Origin of the sequence: Asinibacterium sp. OR53 (assembly GCF_000515315.1) — a bacterium.
Taxonomy (GTDB): Bacteria; Bacteroidota; Bacteroidia; order Chitinophagales; family Chitinophagaceae; genus Sediminibacterium.
Genome location: NZ_KI911562.1, coordinates 957377 through 982818, shown reverse-complemented (window position 1 = coordinate 982818; position 25442 = coordinate 957377). Strand labels below are relative to the sequence as shown.

20 protein-coding genes and 1 tRNA gene are annotated in these 25442 nt (G+C 46.7%); 8 read left to right on the top strand and 13 right to left on the bottom strand.

Annotation, left to right across the window (positions count from 1 at the left end; translation table 11 throughout):
* Positions 1–243: 243 nt before the first annotated feature.
* Complete coding sequence (locus SEDOR53_RS0104305) at positions 244–1350, top strand: Fic family protein (RefSeq protein WP_026768611.1); 1107 nt, start codon at positions 244–246, stop codon at positions 1348–1350.
* Positions 1351–1357: 7 nt separating this feature from the next.
* Here SEDOR53_RS0104305 and SEDOR53_RS0104300 read toward each other — a convergent pair whose 3' ends face one another.
* The 5 genes from SEDOR53_RS0104300 to asnS form a co-directional block, all read right to left on the bottom strand.
* Complete coding sequence (locus tag SEDOR53_RS0104300; RefSeq protein ID WP_026768610.1) at positions 1358–2188, bottom strand: ThuA domain-containing protein; 831 nt, start codon at positions 2186–2188, stop codon at positions 1358–1360.
* Between the two features lie 55 nt (positions 2189–2243).
* On the bottom strand, positions 2244–2543 hold the full coding sequence (locus SEDOR53_RS0104295; protein ID WP_026768609.1) for a hypothetical protein: 300 nt from the start codon (positions 2541–2543) through the stop codon (positions 2244–2246).
* Positions 2525–2695, bottom strand: a complete 171-nt coding sequence (locus SEDOR53_RS19015; protein WP_157576697.1) for a hypothetical protein — start codon at positions 2693–2695, stop codon at positions 2525–2527. Before SEDOR53_RS19015 ends, SEDOR53_RS0104295 begins: the two co-directional genes overlap by 19 nt.
* A 327-nt stretch (positions 2696–3022) precedes the next feature.
* Positions 3023–3095: transfer RNA gene (locus tag SEDOR53_RS0104285), tRNA-Phe, on the bottom strand.
* Positions 3096–3185: 90 nt separating this feature from the next.
* Positions 3186–4622, bottom strand: coding sequence for an asparagine--tRNA ligase (gene asnS, locus SEDOR53_RS0104280; RefSeq protein WP_026768608.1), 1437 nt, complete (start codon positions 4620–4622; stop codon positions 3186–3188).
* A 130-nt stretch (positions 4623–4752) separates the two neighbouring features.
* Between asnS and SEDOR53_RS0104275 the strand changes: the two genes are divergently transcribed.
* The 7 genes from SEDOR53_RS0104275 (at position 4753) to SEDOR53_RS0104245 (ending at position 12351) form a co-directional block, all read left to right on the top strand.
* Positions 4753–5748: a PAS domain-containing protein gene (locus tag SEDOR53_RS0104275; protein ID WP_198018793.1), complete on the top strand. Its 996-nt coding sequence runs from the start codon at positions 4753–4755 to the stop codon at positions 5746–5748.
* A gap of 233 nt (positions 5749–5981) precedes the next feature.
* On the top strand, positions 5982–7592 hold the full coding sequence (gene rho, locus SEDOR53_RS0104270) for a transcription termination factor Rho (protein WP_026768606.1): 1611 nt from the start codon (positions 5982–5984) through the stop codon (positions 7590–7592).
* A 77-nt stretch (positions 7593–7669) separates the two neighbouring features.
* Entirely contained in the window at positions 7670–8731 is a 1062-nt protein-coding gene (mnmH, locus tag SEDOR53_RS0104265; RefSeq protein ID WP_037360534.1) for a tRNA 2-selenouridine(34) synthase MnmH, read from the top strand.
* Positions 8728–9786: a selenide, water dikinase SelD gene (gene selD, locus SEDOR53_RS0104260; protein WP_026768604.1), complete on the top strand. Its 1059-nt coding sequence runs from the start codon at positions 8728–8730 to the stop codon at positions 9784–9786. Before mnmH ends, selD begins: the two co-directional genes overlap by 4 nt.
* Positions 9787–9853: 67 nt before the next feature.
* Entirely contained in the window at positions 9854–10249 is a 396-nt protein-coding gene (locus SEDOR53_RS0104255; RefSeq protein WP_051416488.1) for a hypothetical protein, read from the top strand.
* A 15-nt stretch (positions 10250–10264) separates the two neighbouring features.
* Positions 10265–10861 carry a penicillin-binding protein activator LpoB gene (locus tag SEDOR53_RS0104250; protein WP_026768602.1) on the top strand — a complete coding sequence of 199 codons (597 nt, stop codon included), beginning with the start codon at positions 10265–10267 and terminating at the stop codon, positions 10859–10861.
* A gap of 20 nt (positions 10862–10881) precedes the next feature.
* Entirely contained in the window at positions 10882–12351 is a 1470-nt protein-coding gene (locus tag SEDOR53_RS0104245; RefSeq protein ID WP_026768601.1) for a COG3014 family protein, read from the top strand.
* On the opposite strand, the gene SEDOR53_RS0104240 is transcribed toward SEDOR53_RS0104245, so the two are convergent.
* From SEDOR53_RS0104240 to SEDOR53_RS0104205, 8 genes are all read right to left on the bottom strand, one after another.
* Positions 12335–12805: a nuclear transport factor 2 family protein gene (locus SEDOR53_RS0104240; protein WP_026768600.1), complete on the bottom strand. Its 471-nt coding sequence runs from the start codon at positions 12803–12805 to the stop codon at positions 12335–12337. The two genes, SEDOR53_RS0104245 and SEDOR53_RS0104240, sit on opposite strands and share 17 nt — an antisense overlap.
* Positions 12806–12817: 12 nt before the next feature.
* A complete protein-coding gene (gene polA, locus SEDOR53_RS0104235; RefSeq protein ID WP_026768599.1) occupies positions 12818–15724 on the bottom strand; it encodes a DNA polymerase I in 2907 nt (968 codons plus the stop codon).
* A 28-nt stretch (positions 15725–15752) separates the two neighbouring features.
* Positions 15753–18188 carry a DUF5916 domain-containing protein gene (locus SEDOR53_RS0104230; RefSeq protein ID WP_037361672.1) on the bottom strand — a complete coding sequence of 812 codons (2436 nt, stop codon included), beginning with the start codon at positions 18186–18188 and terminating at the stop codon, positions 15753–15755.
* Positions 18189–18384: 196 nt separating this feature from the next.
* Positions 18385–19701, bottom strand: a complete 1317-nt coding sequence (locus SEDOR53_RS0104225; protein WP_026768597.1) for an amidohydrolase family protein — start codon at positions 19699–19701, stop codon at positions 18385–18387.
* An 11-nt stretch (positions 19702–19712) separates the two neighbouring features.
* Complete coding sequence (locus SEDOR53_RS0104220; protein WP_026768596.1) at positions 19713–22766, bottom strand: amidohydrolase family protein; 3054 nt, start codon at positions 22764–22766, stop codon at positions 19713–19715.
* A gap of 107 nt (positions 22767–22873) precedes the next feature.
* Entirely contained in the window at positions 22874–24742 is a 1869-nt protein-coding gene (gene mnmG, locus SEDOR53_RS0104215) for a tRNA uridine-5-carboxymethylaminomethyl(34) synthesis enzyme MnmG (RefSeq protein ID WP_026768595.1), read from the bottom strand.
* Between the two features lie 42 nt (positions 24743–24784).
* The gene (locus SEDOR53_RS0104210) at positions 24785–25156 is read right to left on the bottom strand and encodes a DUF86 domain-containing protein (RefSeq protein WP_026768594.1); all 372 of its coding nucleotides are present in this window, start codon (positions 25154–25156) and stop codon (positions 24785–24787) included.
* Positions 25149–25439: a nucleotidyltransferase family protein gene (locus SEDOR53_RS0104205; protein WP_026768593.1), complete on the bottom strand. Its 291-nt coding sequence runs from the start codon at positions 25437–25439 to the stop codon at positions 25149–25151. Before SEDOR53_RS0104205 ends, SEDOR53_RS0104210 begins: the two co-directional genes overlap by 8 nt.
* Positions 25440–25442: the final 3 nt, after the last annotated feature.

Sequence of the window (25442 nt, the reverse complement as noted above, 5' to 3'; positions counted from 1 at the left end):
ATGGCTGGTTTGGCAATAAGTTTTCCATTAGTTTCATCATACCGGGGGTAATTGTAACAGCAATGAAAAGAAAACCAATCACCCCTTCTAAAATTAGGGAAACATTTAATGGCAGTTATATCTTCAACTTCAGGTCTCGAATATGCTTATGCGGCGAATACCGGGCCTATTCTCCGCATATTTTACGGAGAATAACTGATATGCGGAGAATAATGCTTATATTCACCGCATATTTTGCGGAAAATGGCAGTTTATATCCATCAATTATCTAATTGGCCTCATTTTACCTGGCAGCAGGAGCTGGTGGCCCCCTTGTTGGCTGAAGTACGTCACAGGCAGGGCCGGTTATTGGGGCGCATGGAAGGTTTGGGCTTCCGCTTGCAGGCAGAGGCGAATCTCCGAACGCTTACCCTGGATGTATTGAAGTCAAGCGAAATTGAAGGGGAGTTATTGGATGCCGACCAGGTCCGGTCTTCCATTGCCCGCAGACTGGGAATGGATATTGCTGGACTGGTACCTGCAGACCGACATGTGGAGGGGGTGGTAGAAATGATGCTCGATGCGACGCAACATTACAAACAAGCATTATCTGCCGACAGGCTTTTTGGTTGGCATGCAGCCCTATTTCCTACAGGCAGAAGCGGCATGCATAAAATAGTAGTGGCAGCCTGGAGGGATAATCAAAAAGAGGATCCGATGCAGGTAGTTTCCGGTGCCGCAGGAAGGGAGAAAGTCCATTTCCAGGCACCCGACGCCGACGGGTTAGATGAAGAGATGACCCGCTTTATCCGTTGGTTCAACGAGGATATAAAGATGGATGGCGTACTGAAGGCGGCGGTTGCGCATCTTTGGTTTGTAACCATCCACCCTTTCGATGATGGCAACGGGCGTATAGCCCGGGCTATTGCAGATATGCAACTCTCCCGCGCAGATGAATCGGTTCAACGGTTCTATAGCATGAGTGCGCAAATCAGGAAAGAAAGAAACGCCTATTATGATGTTTTGGAAAACACACAAAAGGGGTCCATGGATATTACAGCATGGCTGCTATGGTTTTTAGACTGTTTGAATCGTGCTATAAAGGCCACAGATGAAACGCTCGCTTTGGTACTGAAAAAAGCGCGGTTCTGGGAAAAGCATGCTACTACGCTGTTGAATGAACGGCAACAATTGATGCTGAACAAGCTGCTGGATGGTTTTGAAGGAAAATTGAACACTTCCAAATGGGCCAAGATCACCAAAACATCACAGGATACAGCATTGAGAGACATACAAGACTTAGTGAACAAAGCTATATTGACGAAAGAACCCGGCGGAGGAAGAAGTACGAGTTATACGATTTCAGAATAAACGCCTCTTACCACTGAATTGATTCGTTGCGCTCTTTGGCATACGCCTTTGAATAGTCCAGTTTTTGAGGGCGATGCGTGGCTACAAACTCGATGCCTTGCAAAATAAACCGCATGAAAGATGGGTCTGAATAAAGTTTTTTATCATGCCCTAATGTTGTCATCCAGGCCAGGCCACCGTCGTAATAGTTGTGCCAACCTGCGGGATAATAATCTTTGAAGCTGCCCATATTTGATTTGATGTTCTCATGCGGTTTAACAGTCGTTATATCATGCACCAAAAAAGTGTGGATAGATGGGTACAGCTCCTTTTCAAAATAACACTCGTCTTCAACATCCCAAACCGTTGGCATACCTGCTACCGAAGGATGATTTTTGTCCACAACCCGCACTTTGAACTTTTGAAAAGGCGCGTGCCACGAAAACGTGCCACCAGTGAATTGTTTGAACCAAGTCCAATCGCGTTCGGTGGCTATCGCCGAATGAATACCAACCAGGCCTCCGCCCGCTTCGATGTATTGCCGAAATGCCAAACGTTGTTCTTCCGTGTCGAACACCTCATTATTGGTGCTTGGGAAAATCAGGAGATGGTATTTTGACAAGTTTTCTCTCGTAAATACCGAGGGGTTGGTTGAAGTGTCTACTTTAAAACCATATTTCTTGCCCAGATCTTGCAGGCCAGCTACAGCTGAAGCGATATTGTCGTGAACATAGCCTTTACCGTTTTTCGAATACACCAGGACGTTCAGTTTTTTCCAATCGATTGCTTTTTGTTTTTGAGAAAAACCGCAAATGGCCGATAGTGATGCGATTAGAAAGATTATTATTTGTCTTTTCATCGTTTACATTATTTCTTGAGTGTCCAAAGATTAAAGGAGCGATACAAGTATTCATTTACCAATGAATCATCTTGGATGGAATGAACTCACAGATCATCAGATCTCCTTCTGTTTCGATAAAAACAATTGTATATTTCTTTTTATAGGGAATACATTTATATCCTAATGAAGAACGAACGGGGTCTTTACAAGCAGCATAGGATTTTATAGGATTGGCAAGTTTGAGGAGGTAATCATAAATGTCATCAGTAAACTTTTCGGCAGTTGCAATCAAGCCCTTGGATTCAATATACCAGGCGATAGATGCAATGTTTTCAGCGGCGCTTTGTTTTACGGTTACTTTCCTGTTGCCCATTTTTTGATCAACTTCTTACTAAACGACCGGGCATCTTCCAAAGAAAAAACCTTTTCAGCCTTGGATTTTAAGGCAGCTTTTTTTTGCAAAGCGGAATAATCCTTTGCAGGCACCAACACGTATTTTTTCTTATCGATGATGATCTCTGTCATGATAAATATTTACTCTTCAAATATACGATAAAGCGAAGCAAAGAATACCCGAAAATCAGTCAGCAAATCACCTGAAGTTTTGTTTTGCCCAGTCTATATTAATTCCTAGATACTTGATAGAACTTAAAGATGAACGCAATTCATCATGATTTGAACAACATCCAAACTGGATCCAATTGATCAATGCAATCGGATTTTGCACATAATTGAATCACTGCAACAGAGATAAAATCTTATTCATTAATCAAGTCACAGCGACCTAATAACAAAATGATAATCAATACGTAGATAGCACAAAAAACCCCAACATTACTGTTGAGGTTTCCGTGGTGTGGGGCGGGATCGAACCGCCGACACAAGGATTTTCAGTCCTTTGCTCTACCGACTGAGCTACCGCACCTTCGCTGAAGCTTCGGTGCGCGAGGCGCACTTCTGCCGCTTTATTTCCCTTTCGGGGTTGCAAAAATAGGGGATTCCAGCAATAATCCACCTAAAATTCACAATTTTTAGGCGTACGGGCAAAGGGTATTACGTCGCGGATATTACCCATACCCGTCACAAACTGTACCATTCGTTCAAAGCCCAGTCCGAAACCGGCATGCGGCACCGTTCCATAACGGCGTGTATCCAGGTACCAGCTCATTTCTTCAGCGGGAATGTGCATGTCTTTCATGCGCTGCTCCAGTCTGTCGAGCCGCTCTTCACGCTGTGATCCGCCTACGATCTCGCCAATGCCGGGGGCCAGTATGTCCATTGCAGCAACGGTTTTTCCATCTTCGTTCATGCGCATGTAAAACGCTTTGATGGCTGCGGGGTATCCGGTAACGATCACGGGTTTTTTGAAATGCTTCTCTACCAGGTAACGCTCATGTTCACTCTGCATATCAATGCCCCACTTCACCTCGTATTTGAATTTCTTTTTCTTGTAAGCAGGGGAGTCCAGCAAAATATCAATGGCCTCTGTATAAATGATGCGCTCGAACTGGTTGTCTACTACAAAACGCAGTTTCTCCAGCAGGCCCATCTCTGAACGCTCGGCCTGCGGTTTCTGCTTTTCTTCTTCTGCCAGCCGCTGGTCAAGGAATTCCAGGTCTTCTGCGTTATGCTTCATGGCATAACGAATCAGGTACTGGATGAACTCCTCGGCCAGGTTCATATTGTCTTCAATATCGTAAAACGCCATCTCGGGTTCTATCATCCAGAACTCGGCCAGGTGGCGGGTGGTGTTGGAATTTTCTGCGCGGAAAGTGGGACCAAACGTATAAATATCGCTGAACGCCATGGCGCCTAACTCTCCCTCGAGTTGTCCGCTTACTGTGAGGTTCGTGCTCTTACCAAAAAAATCTTCTCCGAAATCAATGCCGCCATCTTCTTTGCGTGGCGCTCCTTCCATGGGCAATGTAGTAACACGGAACATTTCGCCCGCACCTTCTGCATCACTGGAGGTGATGATGGGCGTATGCAGGTACACAAAACCCCTTTCGTTGAAAAACTGGTGCACGGCAAAAGCCAGTGAATGCCTGATGCGGAACACCGCGCCGAATGTATTGGTGCGGAAACGCAGGTGAGCGATCTCCCGCAAAAACTCGAGGCTGTGCTTTTTAGGTTGCAGCGGGTATTTCTCTGCATCGCTGTCGCCCAGCACTTCCAGGCCCTTCGCCTGTATCTCTACTTTCTGTCCCTTTCCCAATGAAGCCACTACCTCACCGGTGATCTTCAATGAAGCGCCGGTGGTGATGCGCTTCAGCGTGGCATCGTCCAGCATACCCAGGGCAACCACCACCTGGATATTATTATTGGTGCTGCCGTCGTTCAATGCTATGAACTGGTTGTTGCGAAAAGTGCGCACCCAACCCATTACCGTCACATCCTGGCCAACGAATTCGCCGGCCAGCAAGGTCTTGATCTTGGTTCTTTTGTTAAACATAAGGCAGCAAAGATACGTATTGGGCTTCCGAACTCATATATTCCTTTTCATGATTCATGGAAATTTGGGAGGCATCCTGTATTTTTATTTTTGGTACTATAATAAAAACAAGCTTGCCAATGTCCTCTCTATGAAGAAGGTATGCCCCTCCCTTTTCGTTTCACTTGTTGAACAAACCAATGATGCAGTTTTCATATTGCGGGTGGAAGCCGAAAAGCGGCGCTTCATCATAGAATACGTTAATGCGGCCTACCTGCGGAAATTCTCCCACACAGCAGAAGAACTCATAGGCAAAGACCTGAAAGAGATACTCAGCGCCGAAAAATATGAGCTGGTCAGCAAGCAACTGTTTTCCTGCGTCAACTGCAAAAGCCCTTTTTCTTACGAAGAAACCATTGTGTTGGATAATGAAACCCTCTTCAGCCTGAGTGAAGCTTTTCCCATACTCGACAGCAACCAGGAAGTCACCCACCTCATTGGTTTGTCGAAAGACATAACAGAGCTCAAACGCCAGCAGGCTTTGCTTTATGAATCGGAGAACACACTCCAGGCCATCATCAACAGCTCCGATAACATAACACTCGTTATAGATCCGGGACTCCGTATCATTTATGCCAATACAGCAGCACAGCATCATGCCCGCCGCCTGCTGGGCAAACCTTACGAAGTGGGCGACCTGATCATGAACTACCTCACGCTGGAACAACAGAAAACGGCCGCCATGCATTTCGATGACATTTTGCTCAGCAACGCTAAAAACTATGCATTCGAGCACCACTTTACCTATCCCGACGGAGAAAAGGTTTGGCTCCTCCGGAAATATTATTCCGCCTCGGATGCACGGGGAAACTACCTGGGCATCGTGGTAAACTCGGTAAACATCACCCAACGGAAAAAAAACGAACTGGAAATCCAAAAACACACCGAAGCCCTGCGGGAGATCGCTAAGATCCAGTCGCACGAGATCAGAAGGCCGGTTGCTAATATCATTGGCCTCACCGAAATGATCAATACACACAAACCCCATGAACTGGAAGAGATCGTTGCCCACCTGCACAAAAGCGCCCTGGAACTCGACGAGGTGATCAAACAGGTAATTACAAAGACGTATAATTTTAATGTATAATGTTGGTGGGTCCGTCCGTCGATTTTTACATTTTCATTTCATTTTTTGATTATTTTGCCTTAACATTGCAGCGGAAACCAGACTGATTGGGTTCTCTTAATAGCTCTCGACAACATCAGTTTCCCTCTTTCCAATCACAACAATTTCTTTATTTATCCGGATCTGAGTTCGTAATTCCTTAGACAGGATCTTTAACGATGTAGACAATTTGAATCCCCTCATTAATTGATTTTATGTACGACATTTTGCAATTGAACGACATGCTATTGCCAGAGTTGCTCGACATTGCCGAGCAGTTGAAAATAGCAGGCGTTAAAAAGCTTGACAAACAAGGACTTATTTATAAGATCCTCGACAGCCAGGCACTCACAGCCAGCGAAACAAAAGAAGACGGCAAGAAAAAACCTGGCAGGGCCCGCAAACCCGTTACCGTTAAAACCGGTATCGCTACCGAAGAAGCGGAAGTGATGCAGGAAGCGCCGCAACAAACAGCCAAGCCTGCGCCCCCCCAGCCCAAACGTGGTGCGCCCGGCCGTAAACCCAAAACTGAGAAGCCCGCTGAACAAGCGCCCCAGGCTGCTCTATCGCTCAACGGAACATCGGCAGAAACATCCGAGCCCACACATGCTGCCGAAGCGGAATCTGCAGAGAATGGTCTTTCGCACGAAGCGTCCCAGCCTGCACAGCAGCAAAAACAGCACCGCAAAGAACCCACTTTCAATATCGAGTTTGAAGGCATGATCCTCAGCGAAGGCGTGCTCGAGATGATGCCCGATGGTTATGGGTTCCTGCGTTCATCCGATTATAATTACCTCTCTTCACCCGACGATGTATACGTATCTCCTTCGCAGATCAAACTCTTTGGTCTCAAAACCGGCGATACCGTGCAGGGCGCTGTTCGTCCGCCTAAAGAAGGAGAAAAATATTTCGCGCTCCTCAAAGTAGACGCCATCAACGGCAAGAAACCCGATGAAGTGCGCGACCGTGTTCCTTTCGATTACCTTACACCGCTTTTCCCTTACGAAAAGCTGAACCTGTTCACTACGCCCAACAATTACAGCACCCGTATCATGGACCTCTTTACGCCCATTGGTAAGGGTCAGCGTGGCCTGATCGTTGCGCAACCAAAAGTGGGTAAAACCATTTTGTTAAAAGAAGTGGCCAACGCCATCGCCGCCAATCACCCCGAGTGTTATCTCATGGTGGTATTGATCGATGAGCGCCCTGAAGAGGTAACCGATATGGAGCGCAGCGTAAAGGCAGAAGTGATCGCTTCTACCTTCGATGAACCCGCAGAGAAACACGTGAAAGTATCTACCATCGCTTTGCAAAAAGCAAAACGCCTGGTAGAATGCGGTCACGATGTAGTGATACTGCTCGACTCCATCACCCGTTTGGCCAGGGCCCACAACACAGTGGCACCTGCCAGCGGTAAAGTATTGAGTGGTGGTGTGGAAGCCAACGCCATGCAGAAGCCCAAACAGTTCTTCGGCGCCGCCCGTAAAATCGAGCACGGTGGTTCTCTTACCATCCTGGCTACAGCCCTCATTGAAACAGGCAGTAAGATGGATGAAGTGATCTTTGAAGAATTCAAGGGAACCGGTAACATGGAATTGCAGCTCGACCGCCGCCTGGCCAACAAACGCATATTCCCTGCCATCGACCTGGTGGCTTCTTCTACTCGCCGCGACGACCTGTTGCTCGACAAAGAAGTATTGCAACGCATGAACATCCTTCGTTTGTATATCAACGATATGAATACCGAAGAAGCAATGAATGAATTGCTCAAGCGCATGCGCGGTACGAAAGACAATGAAGAGTTCTTAGCCTCTATGAATCGATAAGATCATGTTAAGTTGATAGTTGTCAGTTGTTAGAAATAAAGATTCGCCATCTGACAACTATCAACTATCAACTGAATATGGCCATCACCAAACTTACCATAGCACCTTTTTTAGCAGCTGCACAAGACCATCTCGTGCTCGATGTGCGCAGTCCGGGTGAATACCATCATGCACACATACCCGGCGCACAACTCCTTGCACTTTTCACCGACGAAGAAAGAAAGGTCGTCGGCACAGCTTACAAACAGCAGAGCCGGCAGAAAGCCATCAAGATAGGATTGCAGTTTTTCGGTCCTAAAATGGTGGGTATGATAGAGCAGGTAGAGCAATGGTGCGCCGCGCTTAACAAAGATGCTGAACGCCATACCGTGCTGGTGCATTGCTGGCGCGGAGGTATGCGCAGCGCCGGTGTGGCCTGGCTGCTCGATCTCTATGGTTTCAACGTGATTACCCTAGTGGGCGGCTATAAAACCTATCGCCACTGGGTGTTGGCGCAGTTGGAAAATAATTATCCCATCCATATTGTTGGCGGTTATACCGGCAGCGGCAAAACCGATCTGCTCCATGAGCTCACCAAACAACAGGAAGCCGTGATCGATCTCGAAGCGCTGGCTCTGCATAAAGGATCGGCTTTCGGCGCGCTTGATAAAATACCACAGCCCTCCCAGGAGATGTTCGAGAATCTGTTGGCACATGAATTGCAAAAACACGAACAAGCTTCGCGGATATGGATGGAAGATGAAAGCCAACGCATCGGCCTCGTCAATATACCCATCGTACTCTTTAAACAAATGCGCACCAAACCTGTTTTCTTCCTCGATATTCCTTTCGAAGAAAGGCTCAACCACATCATAAAAGAATACGGAGGATACGAGAAAGAAAAACTGGTGAACGCCATTATCCGCATCAAAAAAAGACTGGGTGGGCTCGAAACCAAAACAGCCATCAATTACCTGTTGGAAGACGATGTAAAAGAATGCTTCCGCATATTGTTGAAATACTACGATAAGCTTTACATCAAAGGATTGTATAATCGCGAAAACGCCGAAACGCTTACCTGTAAAATTCCCGTTGACCAGGTGGATGCCGTGCAGAATGCCGGTAAACTGGAGAACCTTCTTCAAACACAGCATGCATGAACAATGAATCTACAGCCATCAGGCTTACGCAATATTCCCATGGCGCCGGTTGCGGTTGCAAAATAGCGCCGCAGGTACTGGACACTATTTTAAAGACCAATCTCTCATCGCCCGATCAGCAAAACTTACTCGTAGGCAATAGCAGTAAAGACGATGCTGCCGCTTACGACCTGGGCAATGGAACCGCATTGATCTCTACTACCGACTTTTTCATGCCCATCGTAGACGATGCGTTTTCATTCGGTAAAATTGCCGGAGCCAACGCCATCAGCGATGTGTATGCTATGGGAGGAAAACCCATACTGGCCATTGCAATTTTGGGATGGCCGGTAGATAAATTGCCTGCAGAAGTTGCACAACAGGTGGTTGAAGGTGCGCGCAGTATTTGTGCCGAAGCGGGCATTCCGCTTGCAGGCGGACATAGCATTGATTGTCCCGAGCCGGTTTTTGGGCTTGCAGTAAACGGACTCGTTGATATCCCACGCCTCAAACAAAACAGCACCGCCCGCGAAGGAGATGTTTTATTCCTTACCAAACCGCTGGGCATGGGCATCCTTTCCACTGCGCAAAAACGCAATGCACTCAGCAGCGAACACCACGATCTCATGCTTCGCCAATTGATGCAGTTGAATAAAGTAGGAGAAGAACTTTCTGCACTGGCATCTGTACACGCCATGACCGATGTAACCGGCTTCGGATTGCTTGGTCACCTGATTGAAATGTGTGAAGGAAGCAGCTTGAATGCGCAGATACAATTACAACAGGTTCCTGTTATCCCGGGCCTCGATCCTTACCTGCAACAAAAAATACAACCGGGAGGTACCAAACGCAACTGGGCAAGCTATGGCCATAAAGTACAGTTCGCCAATACGGTTCAATCCGAAGAAGCCATCTCCATACTGGCCGATCCGCAAACAAATGGCGGGTTGTTGGTGGCGGTTGGAAAAGACAGTGTAAAAGACGCCGGTGATCTGTTGAAATCGCATGGTCTTTACCATTCCATTATTGGTGAAATGACGGTTGCGGGCGGAGATAAAACCGTTACAGTATTTTAACGATTCGTAGGATTCTTTTTAATCGTTTTGGTATTAGCTTTGGTTATAATTTAAAAAAGGAGGAATCATGATACGTTCATTTTTGACCCTTCTGAGTATTTGCCTGGCAACAACCCTAATGGCACAGGATGCCGGCCAGTCACTTGCTCCCGACCAAAACCTCAACTTTAACATCAGCAGGCAGAAATACATGAGCCAGAAAGACTCCCTGCTCTCTGCTTCCAACACCACCGTGCAGCAAACCTATAAGGCTTACGACTGGTATGAAGCCAAAATGGAACGCCGCAACGAGCGGAGAGAAGCCAGGAGGTATGCTGCCTATCACAACGGATATTACTATCCGTATTACAACCAATATTACAACGGCTGGAACCAGTATGGTTATTACAATAACTGGGGCAGCTGGAATGCACTCAGACCCAACATCGGTTTCCGCACGGGAAATTGGTGGTTCTCGTTTTAAAACCAATAGCATACTATGAAAAGCAAATTTTTACTTTTTGCCGCCGGAATTTTATCGTTCTCTCTTTTTCTTACTTCCTGCGCAACACGTAAGGTTACCCGCATCGATCCTGCAACACAGATCGATATCAATGGAACCTGGAACAACACCGACAGCCGCCTCACCGCGGAAGAAATGACCAACCAGATACTGAATGCCAAATGGCTCGACGATCACCTGGCTGCCAAAGGAGGCAAAAAGCCTGTAGTAGTGGTAGGCATGGTTACCAATAAAAGTCATGAACACATTGAAGCAGAAACTTTCATGAACGACCTCGAGCGCGCATTCATACAAACCAGCAGGGTAGGATTGGTGCAAAGCGGTAAAAAACGGGAAGAGATGCGGGCCGAAAAAGCAGACCAACAGAGCAACGCCACACAAAGCACCATGAAAAAATTCGGGTTGGAGCGTGGGGCTGATTATATACTGCAAGGCTCTATCAATTCCATCGTAGATGCGTATCGCAGGAAGAAAACCGTTACCTACCAGGTGAACCTGGAGCTCACCAACATTGAAACCAATGAAGTGGTATGGATAGGTGATAAAAAGATTGCCAAATTCGTCAACAACTAAGTGCTGCTTAATTTTTCCGCATGAAGCATTGTATAAAACAGGCATGGGTAGCTTGGCTATTGATGCCTGTTTTGTTTTCCTGTGCTACTTATAACAGCAAAATGTCTGCTTATTACAAGCAGGTAAGCGCATCGCATTACAGGCATGCCGATCATATGCTGGAGCGGAATGGTTACCTGCAACATCCCAGGAACAGCCTGTTGTATTATATGGAGCGGGGGCAAATGTTGCACCTGCAGGGATTGTATGACAGCAGCAACCTGTTCCTGAATCTTGCCGATCTTTATATAGAAAACAAACACAAATCGTTAGGGAATGCGATTACCAGCTTGATGCTTAACCCGATGACCGTTCCTTACCTGGGTGAAGATTTTGAACGCTTCATGGTTCATTATTACAAAGCGCTCAACTATCTCTACCTCGGAAAAACAGACGACGCCCTGGTAGAAGCCCGTCGCATTAGTTTGAGCACCCAAACGCAGGAAGACAAGTTCAAACCGGGCGCCAATCGTTATACCAAAGATGCGTTTGCACTCAATGTGCAGGGCATGATCTATGAAGCTGCCGGCATGATCAATGATGCATTCATCGCTTACCGGAATGCCGCCGATGTTTACCTCAAAGAGCCGAACAATAGGTACTACGGTGTTGCCATACCCTCGCAATTGAAGCAGGATGTATTAAGAACCGCTGCGTTGATGGGATTCAATGACCAGCTTGATTTTTACGGAAAAAAATTCAATACCACTTACAAAAGCCGCGACAGCAGTAATGCCGGTGGAGAACTGGTGGTATTTTTTGAAAGGGGGATGGCTCCCGCCAAAACGGAACAGAACTTTATCCTTGCGCAATCTGGCGATGGAAACGGCGTTTTTGTTTTTAACGGACCCTATGGTACTTTCGATATTCCATTCGATGTTTCTTCTGCTAATTCTTCTGCTGCTTCGCTGAAAAACTTCAGGACCATTCGTGTGGCCATTCCCATTTATGAACCCAGGTCTTACAATAATGTGCAGGGTACCATTACAGCAGATGGAGCTGCTTATTCATCAGAACTGGCAGAAGATATCAATACCATTGCACCAGCGGTATTGAAAGAACGGATAGTAAAGGAAGTTTCCAATGCTTTATTAAGACAGGCGTTTAAACTGGGCATGGAGAAAGGCGCTTCAGAAGCCACCAAAGCAGCAGTGAAAAACAACAGCAAAGAAAAAGACGCCGGCAAGAAAGAAAGAAATGCAGAAGCAGCTGCTCTGGTCACCGGATTAGTCGTAAACATGTTCAATACCGCAACGGAAAAAGCAGATACCCGTAACTGGCAATCATTACCCGCTTATATTCAGTATGTGCGCGTTCCGCTGAAAAAAGGAACCAACGATATCAGGCTCCAGTTGGGCAATGCTGAAAAAACCATTCGTATTGAGGGTAAAACTGGTTTGCAATTGTACAACTGGCGTGTGCCCGATAACAGCATTACTGTTGCTCCATAAAACCGAGCAGCCGTTTTTTAGCATTGATGTGTATCCGGTTCCGCATGAAGTTGGTCCAGCCAAAAAGCCATCCCCTTAAACCAAACGCCTGCCTCGACCATTTGTATATGTCAAATGCATCGGAATGTTCTGTGATCAGTCCGTCTTTCAATCGCATGTGGGCTTTTACCCTATTCACTACTTTCCTGCCTGTTTGGGTAAACGTATAAGTGGCTACCCAATCGCAGGTAGCATATTCTTCGTCCAGTAGCCGGATATTATCGAACCGGATGGTAAGGTCTTTTGCGTTTTTGCAAAGCATTTCCCACATAGCCCGTGTTTCCTGGCTGTTGAGCAATCCGAATACCATGTCGCTGAACACCACTTCTGCATCGTAGCAGGCATTCATACCTGCATAATCTCTTTGTTGAAAGGCCGAATAAAAATGGTGTATCGTTTGTTCGTTCGTGTTCATCTGTTATTGTTCCTAGTGTGCTTCCAACCAGTTAACGCCTTTGCCTACTTCCGCTTCCACCGGCACATTGTTGGGCAGTGGCATCGCAGTGGTCATGCAACGGATGATTAGTTCTTTCAGTTTATCCACTTCATCGGCCACTGCATCAAACACCAATTCATCGTGCACTTGCAGGATCATTTTCGACTGCCACTTACCCTGCTTCATTTCATGATACACTTTGATCATGGCCATTTTGATCATATCGGCCGCCGTGCCTTGTATGGGTGAGTTGATGGCGTTTCGTTCTGCATAACCACGCACCGTGAAATTGCCGCTGTTGATGTCTTTGAGCCAACGCTTTCTGCCAGCCAATGTTTGCACATAGCCGTTCTCTTTCGCCAGGTTGATCTGCTCATCCATGTAACGCTGGATGTTGGGAAACTCTTTTTTGTAATTATCGATGATCTGTTTGGCTTCTGTTCTGCTGATGCCCAGGTTATCGGCCAAACCAAAAGCGCCTTGTCCGTATATAATGCCGAAGTTTACACTCTTGGCTTTGTAGCGCTGCTCCTTCGTTACTTCCGATTCGGCAATACCATATACTTTGGCGGCGGTAGCCGTATGAATATCCTTTCCCAGCCTGAACGCCTCGCACATGTTAGGGTCACCACTGATGGCCGCTACAATACGCAATTCAATTTGCGAGTAGTCGGCGCTCATCAACAAGCGTCCTTCTGAACGGGGTATGAACGCTTTCCTGATCTCTCTTCCGCGTTCTGTTCTGATGGGAATATTTTGCAGGTTGGGATTGTTGCTGCTCAACCTTCCCGTAACCGCCACTGCCTGCGCATAACTGGTATGCACCCGGCCCGTTTTTGGGTTGATCATTTCGGGAAGCGCATCTACATAAGTAGATTTCAATTTGGTGAGTTCGCGGAAGCTGAGGATATCATCTACGATCCTGTGCTGGTTGGCGAGTTTCAACAACACATCTTCTCCCGTAGCATACTGACCTGTTTTGGTTTTCTTGGCTTTGGGATCCAGTTTCAATTTTTCAAACAGCACTTCTCCCAACTGTTTGGGCGATGCAAGATTGAACCGGACACCCGCCTGGTCGTACACACTTTCCTCGCATTTCTTCGCATCTTTTTCCAGGTCCCTGCTATAGCTCTTCAAAAACTCCACATCGATCTTAACGCCTTCAAACTCCATATCGGTCAGCACCCGCACCAATGGGTTCTCCACTGTTTCAAAAACGCTGGTCACTTCTTTTTCTTTCATCAGCGGAACGAACACCTGCTTGAGCTGAAAAGTAATATCGGCATCTTCTGCCGCGTATTCTTTCACTTTCTCAATTTCCACATCGCGCATTGTGCCCTGGTTCTTTCCTTTTTTACCAATCAGTTCATCTATGTGAACCGGTTCGTAGCCGAGGTATTGCGCACTCAGCAGGTCCATATTGCGGCGGCCTTCCGGCTCTATGAGATAGTGTGCCAGCATGGTATCAAAGAGTTGCCCTTTCGGTTCTATACCATACCATTTGAACACCAGCAGATCGTATTTGATGTTCTGGCCTATCCAGGTAATGGAGGTTTCGTTAAAAAGAGGTTTTACCAGCTCTAATAGCTGCTGCGTTCTTTTTTGATCGGCCGGACAGGGAATATAATACCCTTCCCCTGCCTTATACGAAAAACTCATGCCCACCAGTTCTACATTGTTAGGGTCGGTACCGGTGGTTTCAGTATCAAAACAGATCTCTTTTTGCTGCTGCAATTTTTTTACCAATGCTTTGATCTGTTCATCTGTTTCTACCAGCTCGTAATCGTGCGGTGTATTGTTGATGTTTTTGTTGGCAACCAGTCCCACTGTTTCTGCCGAGGCCTCACTTTCTGCCGCACCTGTTTCTGTCGCATCCACCGCAGTCCAGTCGGGCAATGGCACAGCTGAACTGTCTTTCTTCGTAGTCTTTTTGCCGGAAGATTTACCGGCAGCAGGTGCTGCTACTGCATTACCGAACAGATCGGTCTGCATGGCTTGTTGGGGCGAATGGAATGCATTGAAACTTTCGCCCAGTATTCTTTTACCCAGTGTTTTGAATTCGAGTTCGGTGAATATTTCCGTGAGCGCTTCCTTATTCCATTCTTTCAGCCTGTAATCTTCTTCATGGAATTCTACAGGAACATTGGTAATGATGGTGGCCAGCTTTTTACTCATGATGGCCAACTCCTTGTTATTGCGGATCTTCTCGCCGAGAGCGCCCTTGATCTGATCGGCATGCTCCAGCACGTTCTCCAACGTATCATATTCTTTGAGCAACTTGGCCGCTGTTTTTTCGCCCACACCTGGTATGCCTGGAATATTATCCACCGCATCACCCATCATACCCAGCATGTCTACTACTTGCTGTACCCTTTGAATATCCCAGCGGGCACAAACTTTTTCCGCCGTCAATATTTCTTCCGGGTTACCGAAAGATGGTGGTTTGTAAATGTACACATGCGGATGTATGAGCAACTGGCCATAATCTTTATCGGGCGTTACCATATATACTTCATAGCCTTTGTCTGCCGCCTGCCAGGCAACGGTGCCAATCACATCATCTGCTTCGTATCCATCCATTTCCACAACGGGAATGTTGAAAGCGCGTATGATGCGCTGTATATCGGGAATGGAAGCCAGCAGGTCTTCAGGCGCTTCCTGCCGGTTGGCTTTATAGTCGGTAAAATCGGTGTGACGTTCTGTTGGTGCATGCGTATCGAAACACACAGCCAGGTGCGTGGGTTTTTCTTTGTTGATGAGGTCAAAAAGGGTATTCGTGAATCCAAACTGCGCGTTGGTATTCATTCCCTTCGATGTGATACGCGGGTTGCGGATGAGTGCATAATAGGCCCGGTAGATCAATGCAAGGGCATCGAGCAGAAACAACTTTTTACTCATATAGCTAAGGTAATAAAGCTAAACGAGCTTATTTTTTCTTTTTGATGGACAGGTAATCCAGGAAATAAATCACGCGCAACGAAAGACTGTTGAGCTGCGATGCATTGAAAGTATTTCCCGCATTTTTAAAATAACCATCCATAACATTCTGGTCGTAGGTATTGATAGAATTCTTCCACACGATATTCAGGAAACTGCCCAATGCAAACTGCCAGGTATACACCATATCGATGTTGAAATAGTTCACGTTGTAATCGGGGTTGGTGCTTACACCTGCAATGGGAGTAAGTCCGCCATCGGTATTGAGATTGAAGTATTGTTTATTGATCACTTTGCTCCAATAATGGCGGGCCCTGAAACTGAGACCCATTTTGTTGGTGAAATTGTATTTCACATTGAAAATATTCTCCACCGTATAACGCTTCCGGAGAGCAAAAACACTGCTGTCGTTCACCAGGGTAGCAAAACCAATATCATTGGTCCTGAACTGCGGGTTGAAATTAAAACCAATGGTTAATTTATTGTTGAAGCGATACGAATTGCGGGTCCATAAATTGTACTCGGTTCCTGAATAAAGACCTGCCCACTTTCCGGAAAATTCAACATAGGCAGAATATTTTTTGGCACTGTTGGTTTCTGTAGCTACACCTATTTGCCAGTTGGATGGCGTTTTAAAAAATCTTCCTGCGATCCTGGGTTCATAATAATCGTGTTGTTGGGGATTGATGTTGATGTATATGAGTGCAAACCAAAGGTTCTTCAGCTGGCCGTTGACATTGGTATTGATTCTGAAGCTCTGGTAATCCCATTCCTTGTAGCGCATCGATGAATTCAGGTTGATATTATAATACATCCTGTTGAACCATTTGGTGGGCTTTACCCATTTATACCCCAGCCACACATAATGGTTCATATAGTTGTTATTGGTAAAATAACCCATATCGTTGCTGCTGTACTTATCATCGGCAAAATCCTGGTTGATCAGGAAAGTGAAACGGCCACCCGTTTTCCCAAATCCAATTGTATGGTTGTAACCAAAAATGGACTTCCTGGCCGAATCAACACCCATCAGTTCACTTGTTGATACTTTACCAGACAGGTTCCACATACTTTTTTTATCATAGAGATCAAACAATGCCGCGCTCACATTGGCATTGTGGTCGCCGCCGGCACGCGTAACATTGGTGTTGATGAACGATACACTGGAATTGTGCTTGAGCGATTGATCGAACACAATGATATTATAATTCGAAAGCGGTTCCGTTTCTATCTTTCGTACTTCCTTACCGTCTTTCGCAATGGAGGCATACTGCGGTTGTGTAAGCGCATTGAAAAAACCAATACCCAATCCGGATGATGTGCGGCCGCTTATTTTGGTAGCATTGATCAGTTTGGTATCGCCGGGATTGCTGGCAATCGTTTCCCCTGGCTGTAACTGGCTTGCTACATCATTATAATGGATGGGCTGACCACCGATCCTCCTGCTGTAAAAAAGATTACCCTTGCTGAAGAGTTCGGTACCTTCTGTGAAAAAAGTGCGGTACTCATTGTATTTTACTTCAAAAGGCGTGAGGTTGAGCACCTGGTTATCACTCTGTACCTGGCCAAAATCGGGGATGAGCGTCATGTCCAGTGTAAACGCCTGGTTGATGCCGTATTTCACATCCATACCACCGTTCACCGTAGTACGCGTATCTTTTATAGTAGGGTCGTTGTATGGATAATGGGTTACGTAGGTAGAGAGATACGGCGAAAATGACAGCCTTATCGGTGGTTTGATGTCTTGTATGTTGGTCCATTCACCAAAAAGTGCAAAAAAGTTTCCCCCGAAAGTAGGGTCGGTGGGGTTCCACATCAATTGCTTTCCGCTCTTGCTTCTCCTGCGCGTGATATTCAATCCCCAGTCCTGCGTCTTCTTATTGCTGAAACGGATAGCCGAATAAGGGATGCGCATTTCAAAGGTCCAGCCGCTGTCTGTGATCTTCGCCTGCGATTCGTATACGCTGTTCCAGCTTGCATCTTCTCCGGTGGAAGAATATTTCGCATCGTACTGCTCACCCAGCGGGGTAACATAATATCCGAATCCATTGATCTTATCTTTATACGTATCAAATAAGATCCCTACAAAATCATTCGAGTTGATCACATCGCGACCCACCAGTTCAGTTGAAATGCTATCGCGGCGTTCGTAGCAATATCCGCCAACATAAATGGCATTATTATCGTACAATATGCGGACTTCCGTTCTGTTGTCGTTGCGTTCATGCGTGCCATAAGAAGGCCTCCATTCCACAAAGTCCGTAGCAACCGGCGCAGATTTCCAGGCTTCATCGCTGATATCTCCGTCGATCACAATTTTCTGCGTGGTACGAACAGCCGGTACTTTTTTTACAACCTGCTCTTTCTGTGCCATTGCCAGGTGACTTATTCCTAAAACGCAGATGCTCAGCATTAGTTTTTTCATAGCGGTACGGTACATTATGTACGAAGCATAACGTAGTAAAGGTAGAAAGGTTACATGCAGAACATTGTTAAATTGAAAAAAGCGAGATAAGCGGAAACCGGGGTTTATGAACGGTTTTAAAGAAGGGCTCTTTTACAAAAAAATCGCCCGCCCGGAAAATTCCGGGCGGGCGGTTCCCTGTTATACCACAAGCTGGTTATTGAATGCCGTACTTATAACGGTACCGCTCGTATAATTGCTTTTGCTTGTTATCGAGACTCACATCGCGGCCTTGTATGATGGCATGGGAAACATTGCTGCTCTTCATATCCAGTATATCGCCGTCGCATACAACGATATTGGCATCTTTGCCGGCTTCCAGTGAACCGGTCCTGTCATCGATGCCCAATATTTTGGCTGTATTCATTGTGATGGCCTGCAATGCCTGTTCTTTGCTCAACCCGTATGTTGCAGCCGTTCCTGCATTAAATGAAAGGTTGCGGTAACGGGCTTCAGTAAACGCATCATTCAACGCAAACAGTACGCCTGCTTTTTGCAAAACAGCCGGTGTTTTGAATGGCTGATCGATATCATCGTCCTCCATCGATGGAAGCTCGTGTTCCGAACCCAATATCACGGCAATATTGTTTTGCTTCAGCAGGTTGGCAATCTGGTAGCTTTCGCTTCCACCTACAATCACCACATCAAATCCGAACTCTTTTACAAAATCGATGGCCACCAGCATTTGTTTTACCTGGTCGCCGTGTACAAAGAGTTTCTGTGTTTTATTGAACAACCCTTTTACCGCTTCCAACTTGAGGTTGGTCTGTTTATGGGTTGTTTCCTGCTCGTATGCCTTGGCTTCGCGGAAAAAGGTTTTGATCTCATCTACCTTGTCCAGCGCCTGTTTAACAGGATCTGCCGGTTGAGGAGCGCCGGGAAAAAAGAAAGCCCTGCGGCCCGTTGGACGGGGAAGAAAACTGGGCAGGTTGAGGTGAATGCCGCCGTCCATTTTATACGCGGCGTCTTCCCAGTTCCACGCATCCAGTTGTACTACCGAAGAAGAACCGCTGATCACACCGCCTTCGGGTGTAATGCTCGCCAGCAATATGCCGTTGGCGCGCAATGTGCCGGTGATCTTCGAGTCGGTATTATAAGCAACAATGGAGCGAACGCTGGGATTGTAATCGCCCAGCTCATAATAATCGTTGCTGCCTCTTACGCCATTGGCGATCTCTTTGAGTCCGAGATCGCAGGAAGGTAAGATCAGTCCGGGATATACCTGTTTTCCTTTCGCGTCGATCAGTTTTGCATTGTTTTGCGAAACAGGTATATCTGTTCCAACACGCACAATTTTTCCATTGTTAACTTCAATAGTGGCGTTTTCCAGTACCTGTCCGTTACCTACATGCACCGTGCCGTTGGTTATGAACAGCTGGCCTTTGTATTCTTTCGTGGGATATACTGTTTCCTGTGCTTTTGCAAAACCGGTGAACAGTAAGAGAGCTGTTATAGGAGTGACAAATTTTTTCATGGCTAATGCTTTTACTGGTTAAGGGTTTCGATATCATCCTGTTCAATCGTGATCAGGCCTCCGCGCTCACTGTGATCGCCGCAGCCCAACAATACCTGGTAGCTCGGTTCCGCGGGTCTCATAGGAGCGCCGCTTCTTTTCTCAGCCTGTAGTTTGTTGATCAGCCGCGTACGTTCAGCTGTGATCTTCTTGCGTTGTTCCAGGTCTTTTTCGCGATCGAAATAAACAATACCATCTACGATCGTCTTTTCAGATTTTGCATAGATGCTCAGCGGATGATCGCTCCAGATCACCAGGTCTGCGTCTTTACCCGCTTTGATGCTTCCTACCTTATTATCTACATGCAGGGCTTTGGCCGGGTTAAGGGTCACCATCTTCAATGCATCTTCTTCGGGAACACCACCGTATTTCACAGTCTTGCCCGCTTCCTGGTTCAGGCGGCGCGCCATCTCGGCATCGTCTGAGTTGATACAAACGTTGAGTCCCATTTTGTACATGATGGCTGCATTGTAAGCAATCGCATCCTGCACTTCGGTTTTGTAAGCCCACCAGTCGGAGAAGGTAGATGCATTGGAACCATGCGCTTTCATTTTATCCGCCACTTTGTATCCTTCCAAAATATGCGTGAACGTGTTGAATGTGAAACCGTATTTATCACCGATGCGCATGGCGGCAGTGATCTCGCTTTGTACATAAGAGTGACAGGTGATGAACCTTTTCTTATTCAGTATCTCTACCAGTGCATCCAGTTCCAGGTCGCGCCTGGTTGTTTTGGGATCTGCTTTCATTTCACGCTCGTAATCCTTTGCCCTGGTAAAAGCATCGTTCAACACTTCTTCCACACCCATCCGCGTATCGGGGAAACGGTTGTTGGCCATCGAGGTTGTCCGCTTCACGTTCTCACCCAATGCAAACTTGATGAAAGGATCGGCGCCTTTGAACTTCAGCGCTTCATCATCCACACCCCAGCGCAATTTGATCAGCTGGGTTTGTCCGCCAATGGTATTGGCCGATCCATGCAAAATATGTGATGATGTTACGCCACCGCTCAGCTGGCGATAGATGTTGATGTCTTCGGGGTTGAGGTTATCGGCAATGCGCACTTCGGAAGTAACAGATTGCGCGCCTTCGTTGATAGACATGGCCGCGATATGCGAGTGCTCGTCTATGATACCTGCCGTAACATGTTTGCCGGTAGCGTCGATCACTTTTGCAGAGCCATCGCTCAGGTTCTTTCCTACTTTGGCAATCTTACCATCTTTTACCAGCACATCGGTATTTTCCAGTTTGCCTTCTTTTTCATTGGTCCATACGGTCGCATTTTTGATCAGCAGGTTCTCTTGCTTAGGTGCTTCTTCCCATCCATAACCATCGAAGGGATAAGTTACTTTGCCCAGTTGTTGGTGCGGTGCCATTTTTTTCTTCGCAGTATCAGGTGCTGCTACGCGCGCAAATGTTACTGTCCAGGTGATCCTGTTTCCAGCCGTATCTTCTCCCAGTCCATTCCAGGTATCGCCGTTAACGGTACCACTCAGCCGGTATTGAGCGCCATTATTTTTCATACCGCCGAAAACAGCTGCCATCGGCTTTTTAGCCGGTGTTGCAGCGAAACTGAGTTTCACCAGTTTGCCATCGTAGCTGAATTTACCGGTGAGGGTATCTTTTCCAATCACATTTGCAGTGCTGTTATTCTTTACATCCAGTGTATAATTAGCAGTGCCGTTTTCGCTGTTGAGCACCAGGTTATACACGCCTTTGATATCATTCCAGGCATCTTCCTTCACACCATATTTTGCTCCCTGTATCCAGTTCTGCAGGATCACTGCTTTTTCAGAAAAAACAGAATCGCTGGTAATGATGAAGTTGGCCAGCTTTCCGGTTTCGAGGCTGCCTACTTTATCATATACACCCAACAAGGTAGCCGGCGTTTTGGTCAGGGCTTCCAGGGCTTTGGATTCGGAAAGACCGTTTTCAAACGCTTTGCGCAGGTTGGTATAGAATTGTTTGGTATCGCGCAGGTCGGCGGTTGTTAAACAAAAAGGAATGTTGGCTTTTTCCAAAGCGCCGGGATTGGTAGGTGCCAGTTCCCAATGCTTCATGTCAGACAGGGAAACCAACCTTGCATCGGCCGGGTCTTCCACATCCATGGCCTGGGGAAAATTGAGCGACAGGATAAAAGCCGCTTTGGTGGCAGCTACTTCTTTGATGCGCTGGTATTCATTACCACCGCCTTTGAGAATGTATTGCACGCCGAACTCGTCGCCGATGCGATCGGCACGAACATCATTCCATTTATCCTCCGCTTCAAAAATCTGCGGCAGGTTCTGGTTATCATTAAACGCCTGCAGGGAAATATTCACCCCTTCTGTTGAAGGTTTGTTCTTGTACCATTGTGCATCGAGATATGTTTGTCTCAACAGTGCAATGCTTCCCATCAGGCTGCTCGGATATGATTGTGTAGAGCTGCCTTTGTTGAAAGAATAATGTGCAGATGCTCTTTCTTTAACCAGCATCAGGTTGTCTTTATCTTTTCCCAGTAAAACTACGGCACCGGTTCCGCGTGCGATACCGTCTTTCACGTGCGTGAGAACAGTACCGAAGCCCAGCTCACGGAATGTTTTGGCCTTGGCGTCGTCGGCAGTGAATTGCTGATACGCATTCACTTCCGGCCTGATCGCCTGGTTCCAGTTGTATGCGCCTTTGGTGTTGGAATTCAACTGTGCAGGTGCATTGTAGTTGAAAACAAAAGGCTGCCGTTGGGGTGTGGTGATACCATAATCGGCATAGATATCGATGAAGGAAGGATAGATGTACTTGTTTTTACAGTCTATCACTACAGCATCCTGGGGTACAGTTACACTGGCGCCTACGGCAACGATTTTACCCTCGCGGATAACAAGGGTTGCATTCTGTAAACTGTTTTGTGCATTCTGTACAATGGTGGCATGTGTAAAAGCGTAACATCCGTTGCGCTTGTCGGCCAACCCGTTCACGGGGAATGTTTCCTGGGCTTGCAGCAGGGAAGCCAGCAAGAGCCCGGATAACAGCAGCTTGATTTTTCTCATTGTGTTCAGTTAATGTTGAAAAGTCTTAAAGCTACTGAATATGCCTATCGTGCAAAAAAACTGGTGTGTTTTTTTTGATGAATGGTTGGAGAAGCTGTGGCAAAAGGTTATCTGCCCATATATACCATGAGTATCTGCACATCACTGGGATTGACGCCGCTGATGCGACTGGCCTGTCCCAGTGTACGGGGCTTGATGCGCTTGAATTTCTGCAGCGCTTCGTTCGACAATGCAGCTACACGATCGTAATCGAAACTATCGGGAATGACGAGGTTTTCGAGCTGGCTCATGCGATCAACGATCTCCTGTTCTTTTTCTATGTAACGCTCATACTTGATCTGTATCTCTGCCTGCTCAAGGGTTTCGGAAGGAATGGCGGCAAGGGCTTCGGCCAGGCGTGGTACTGCTTTGAAGAGATCTTCCAGTGTTACATTCGGACGCAGCACGATCTTCGCTGCTCTTTGTTTTTCTGTTAGCGGTGCCGATGCAATATCGTTGAAATAGCCGTTCACTTCATCGGGCTCGATATTGAATTCTTTGAGTATGTTCTTTACTTCGGCAACACCTTCGCGTTTCGCGATCACTGCGTCCATGCGTTCCTGCGAAGCGAGGCCCAGGCGGTAGCTCAATTCTGTCAAACGCAGGTCGGCATTGTCCTGGCGCAATAATGTTCTGAATTCAGCGCGGCTCGTGAACATACGATAAGGCTCATCGGTCCCTTTGCTGATGAGGTCATCGATCAGCACGCCGATATAGGCTTCGCTGCGTTTCAATACAAAAGGTTCCAGTTCGCGTGCTTTCTGGTGTGCATTGATGCCGGCCATCAAACCTTGACAAGCCGCTTCTTCGTATCCTGTGGTGCCATTGATCTGGCCTGCAAAAAACAAGTGGCTGATCTGTTTGGTCTCCAGTGAATATTTCAGCTGCGTAGGCGGAAAGAAATCGTATTCGATCGCGTAACCCGGTCGGAAAAAGCGGACATTTTCAAAACCAGGCACCATACGAATGGCTTCGTATTGAACTTCTTCCGGTAAGGAGGTAGAGAACCCGTTGACATAGATCTCTACGGTATTCCATCCTTCGGGTTCGATAAAGAGTTGGTGCCGGTCGCGATCGGCAAAGCGGTTGATCTTGTCTTCGATACTCGGACAATACCTGGGTCCGCGACCTTCGATCCTGCCCTGGAACATGGGACTGCGATCGAAACCTGTTTTCAGCATCTCGTGTACGGTATCGTTGGTATAAGTCACATGACAGCTCTGTTGTTTGTCCGCCCGGATACGCGGTGTATTGGTATAAGAAAACCCGATGATTTCGTCGTCGCCCTTCTGTTCTTCCATCTTGCTGTAATCCAGGCTGCGCCCATCTACCCGCGGTGGTGTTCCGGTTTTCAGCCGGTCGCTTTCGAACCCCAATGAAACCAGTTGTTCGGTGATACCCGTTGCCGCTTTTTCTGCTACCCTTCCGCCACCGAATTGTTTTTCGCCGATATGAATGATGCCATTGAGGAATGTGCCGCTGGTTACTACCACCGAGCGGGATTTGATCTCGTGGCCCAGGCCAGTAATTACACCGCAAGCCCTATTATCTTTCATGATGATGGACCGTACCATGTCCTGGTAAAAATCTACATTGGGGGTATTCTCCAGCATTTCGCGCCATTTGGCGGCAAAGAGCATGCGATCGTTCTGTGTTCTGGGGCTCCACATAGCAGGTCCCTTGCTACGGTTGAGCATGCGGAACTGGATCGTACTCAGGTCACTCACCATACCGCTATATCCACCCAATGCATCGATCTCACGAACGATCTGTCCTTTTGCAATACCACCCATGGCCGGGTTGCAACTCATCTGTGCAATGGTTTGCATGTTCATGGTTACCAGCAATACCTTGCTGCCCAGGTTGGCAGCCGCAGCTGCAGCTTCACACCCGGCATGTCCGGCCCCTACAACGATCACATCATACTCAGGAAACATGTACACTCTGTTAAATGAATGCGCAAAGATAGTTCATAGATTTTAGCTCGTCTTGTTTCGATCAAGATACTGATCAACGCCATTTTTTAGCGGCTGTATATGTTCAGTGACAATATTGTAAATGATTTCAGTATCCATCAACTCATAATGATACGAGATCAGATCGCGAAATCGGATAATTTTATCCACTTCTACACCTAATTGTTCAATACAAAATCCAGGATACAGGTCTTCTATTTTTTTGATGTTTTCACCAATGGATTGCAATCTCATCAAGATTGAATCAAAAATCACAGATCCATTGTCATCCGTAGTAAAATCAGTTGCAGAACGAATGGTCCGCATCCTGTTTTCTATCACTACAATATGCTCAGATATACCATTCAGCCTTTCAAGGATAATCCCTTTACGCATAAATGATCTCTTTTTCAATCGCATTCAAAAAAGAGGACCGCAGGTGAGCCCCTCGCCTTACCAAGTCAACCTTTGTATTAAATTCTTGCTCCAACAAATTCCATACAGCACATAGGTTCGAGAAATCGGCAGGCATATCTATCAACAAGTCTACATCGCTGGCCTCCTTCATATATCCATTGGCATAACTACCAAATAAGCCAATACTCCGTACGCCCAATGATTCCTTGAAATAGGGCATATGGTGCTTTATGGTATCTAATATTGTCTCTTTTGTAAGCATCTT

Excerpts from the sequence above, each read along its gene's own strand:
- SEDOR53_RS0104305 (WP_026768611.1), top strand. The coding sequence starts at position 244 with ATGGCAGTTTATATCCATCAATTATCTAATTGGCCTCATTTTACCTGG.
- SEDOR53_RS0104300 (WP_026768610.1), bottom strand. The coding sequence starts at position 2,188 with ATGAAAAGACAAATAATAATCTTTCTAATCGCATCACTATCGGCCATT.
- SEDOR53_RS0104295 (WP_026768609.1), bottom strand. The coding sequence starts at position 2,543 with ATGGGCAACAGGAAAGTAACCGTAAAACAAAGCGCCGCTGAAAACATT.
- SEDOR53_RS19015 (WP_157576697.1), bottom strand. The coding sequence starts at position 2,695 with ATGACAGAGATCATCATCGATAAGAAAAAATACGTGTTGGTGCCTGCA.
- asnS (WP_026768608.1), bottom strand. The coding sequence starts at position 4,622 with ATGTTTAACAAAAGAACCAAGATCAAGACCTTGCTGGCCGGCGAATTC.
- SEDOR53_RS0104275 (WP_198018793.1), top strand. The coding sequence starts at position 4,753 with ATGAAGAAGGTATGCCCCTCCCTTTTCGTTTCACTTGTTGAACAAACC.
- rho (WP_026768606.1), top strand. The coding sequence starts at position 5,982 with ATGTACGACATTTTGCAATTGAACGACATGCTATTGCCAGAGTTGCTC.
- mnmH (WP_037360534.1), top strand. The coding sequence starts at position 7,670 with ATGGCCATCACCAAACTTACCATAGCACCTTTTTTAGCAGCTGCACAA.
- selD (WP_026768604.1), top strand. The coding sequence starts at position 8,728 with ATGAACAATGAATCTACAGCCATCAGGCTTACGCAATATTCCCATGGC.
- SEDOR53_RS0104255 (WP_051416488.1), top strand. The coding sequence starts at position 9,854 with ATGATACGTTCATTTTTGACCCTTCTGAGTATTTGCCTGGCAACAACC.
- SEDOR53_RS0104250 (WP_026768602.1), top strand. The coding sequence starts at position 10,265 with ATGAAAAGCAAATTTTTACTTTTTGCCGCCGGAATTTTATCGTTCTCT.
- SEDOR53_RS0104245 (WP_026768601.1), top strand. The coding sequence starts at position 10,882 with ATGAAGCATTGTATAAAACAGGCATGGGTAGCTTGGCTATTGATGCCT.
- SEDOR53_RS0104240 (WP_026768600.1), bottom strand. The coding sequence starts at position 12,805 with ATGAACACGAACGAACAAACGATACACCATTTTTATTCGGCCTTTCAA.
- polA (WP_026768599.1), bottom strand. The coding sequence starts at position 15,724 with ATGAGTAAAAAGTTGTTTCTGCTCGATGCCCTTGCATTGATCTACCGG.
- SEDOR53_RS0104230 (WP_037361672.1), bottom strand. The coding sequence starts at position 18,188 with ATGAAAAAACTAATGCTGAGCATCTGCGTTTTAGGAATAAGTCACCTG.
- SEDOR53_RS0104225 (WP_026768597.1), bottom strand. The coding sequence starts at position 19,701 with ATGAAAAAATTTGTCACTCCTATAACAGCTCTCTTACTGTTCACCGGT.
- SEDOR53_RS0104220 (WP_026768596.1), bottom strand. The coding sequence starts at position 22,766 with ATGAGAAAAATCAAGCTGCTGTTATCCGGGCTCTTGCTGGCTTCCCTG.
- mnmG (WP_026768595.1), bottom strand. The coding sequence starts at position 24,742 with ATGTTTCCTGAGTATGATGTGATCGTTGTAGGGGCCGGACATGCCGGG.
- SEDOR53_RS0104210 (WP_026768594.1), bottom strand. The coding sequence starts at position 25,156 with ATGCGTAAAGGGATTATCCTTGAAAGGCTGAATGGTATATCTGAGCAT.
- SEDOR53_RS0104205 (WP_026768593.1), bottom strand. The coding sequence starts at position 25,439 with ATGCTTACAAAAGAGACAATATTAGATACCATAAAGCACCATATGCCC.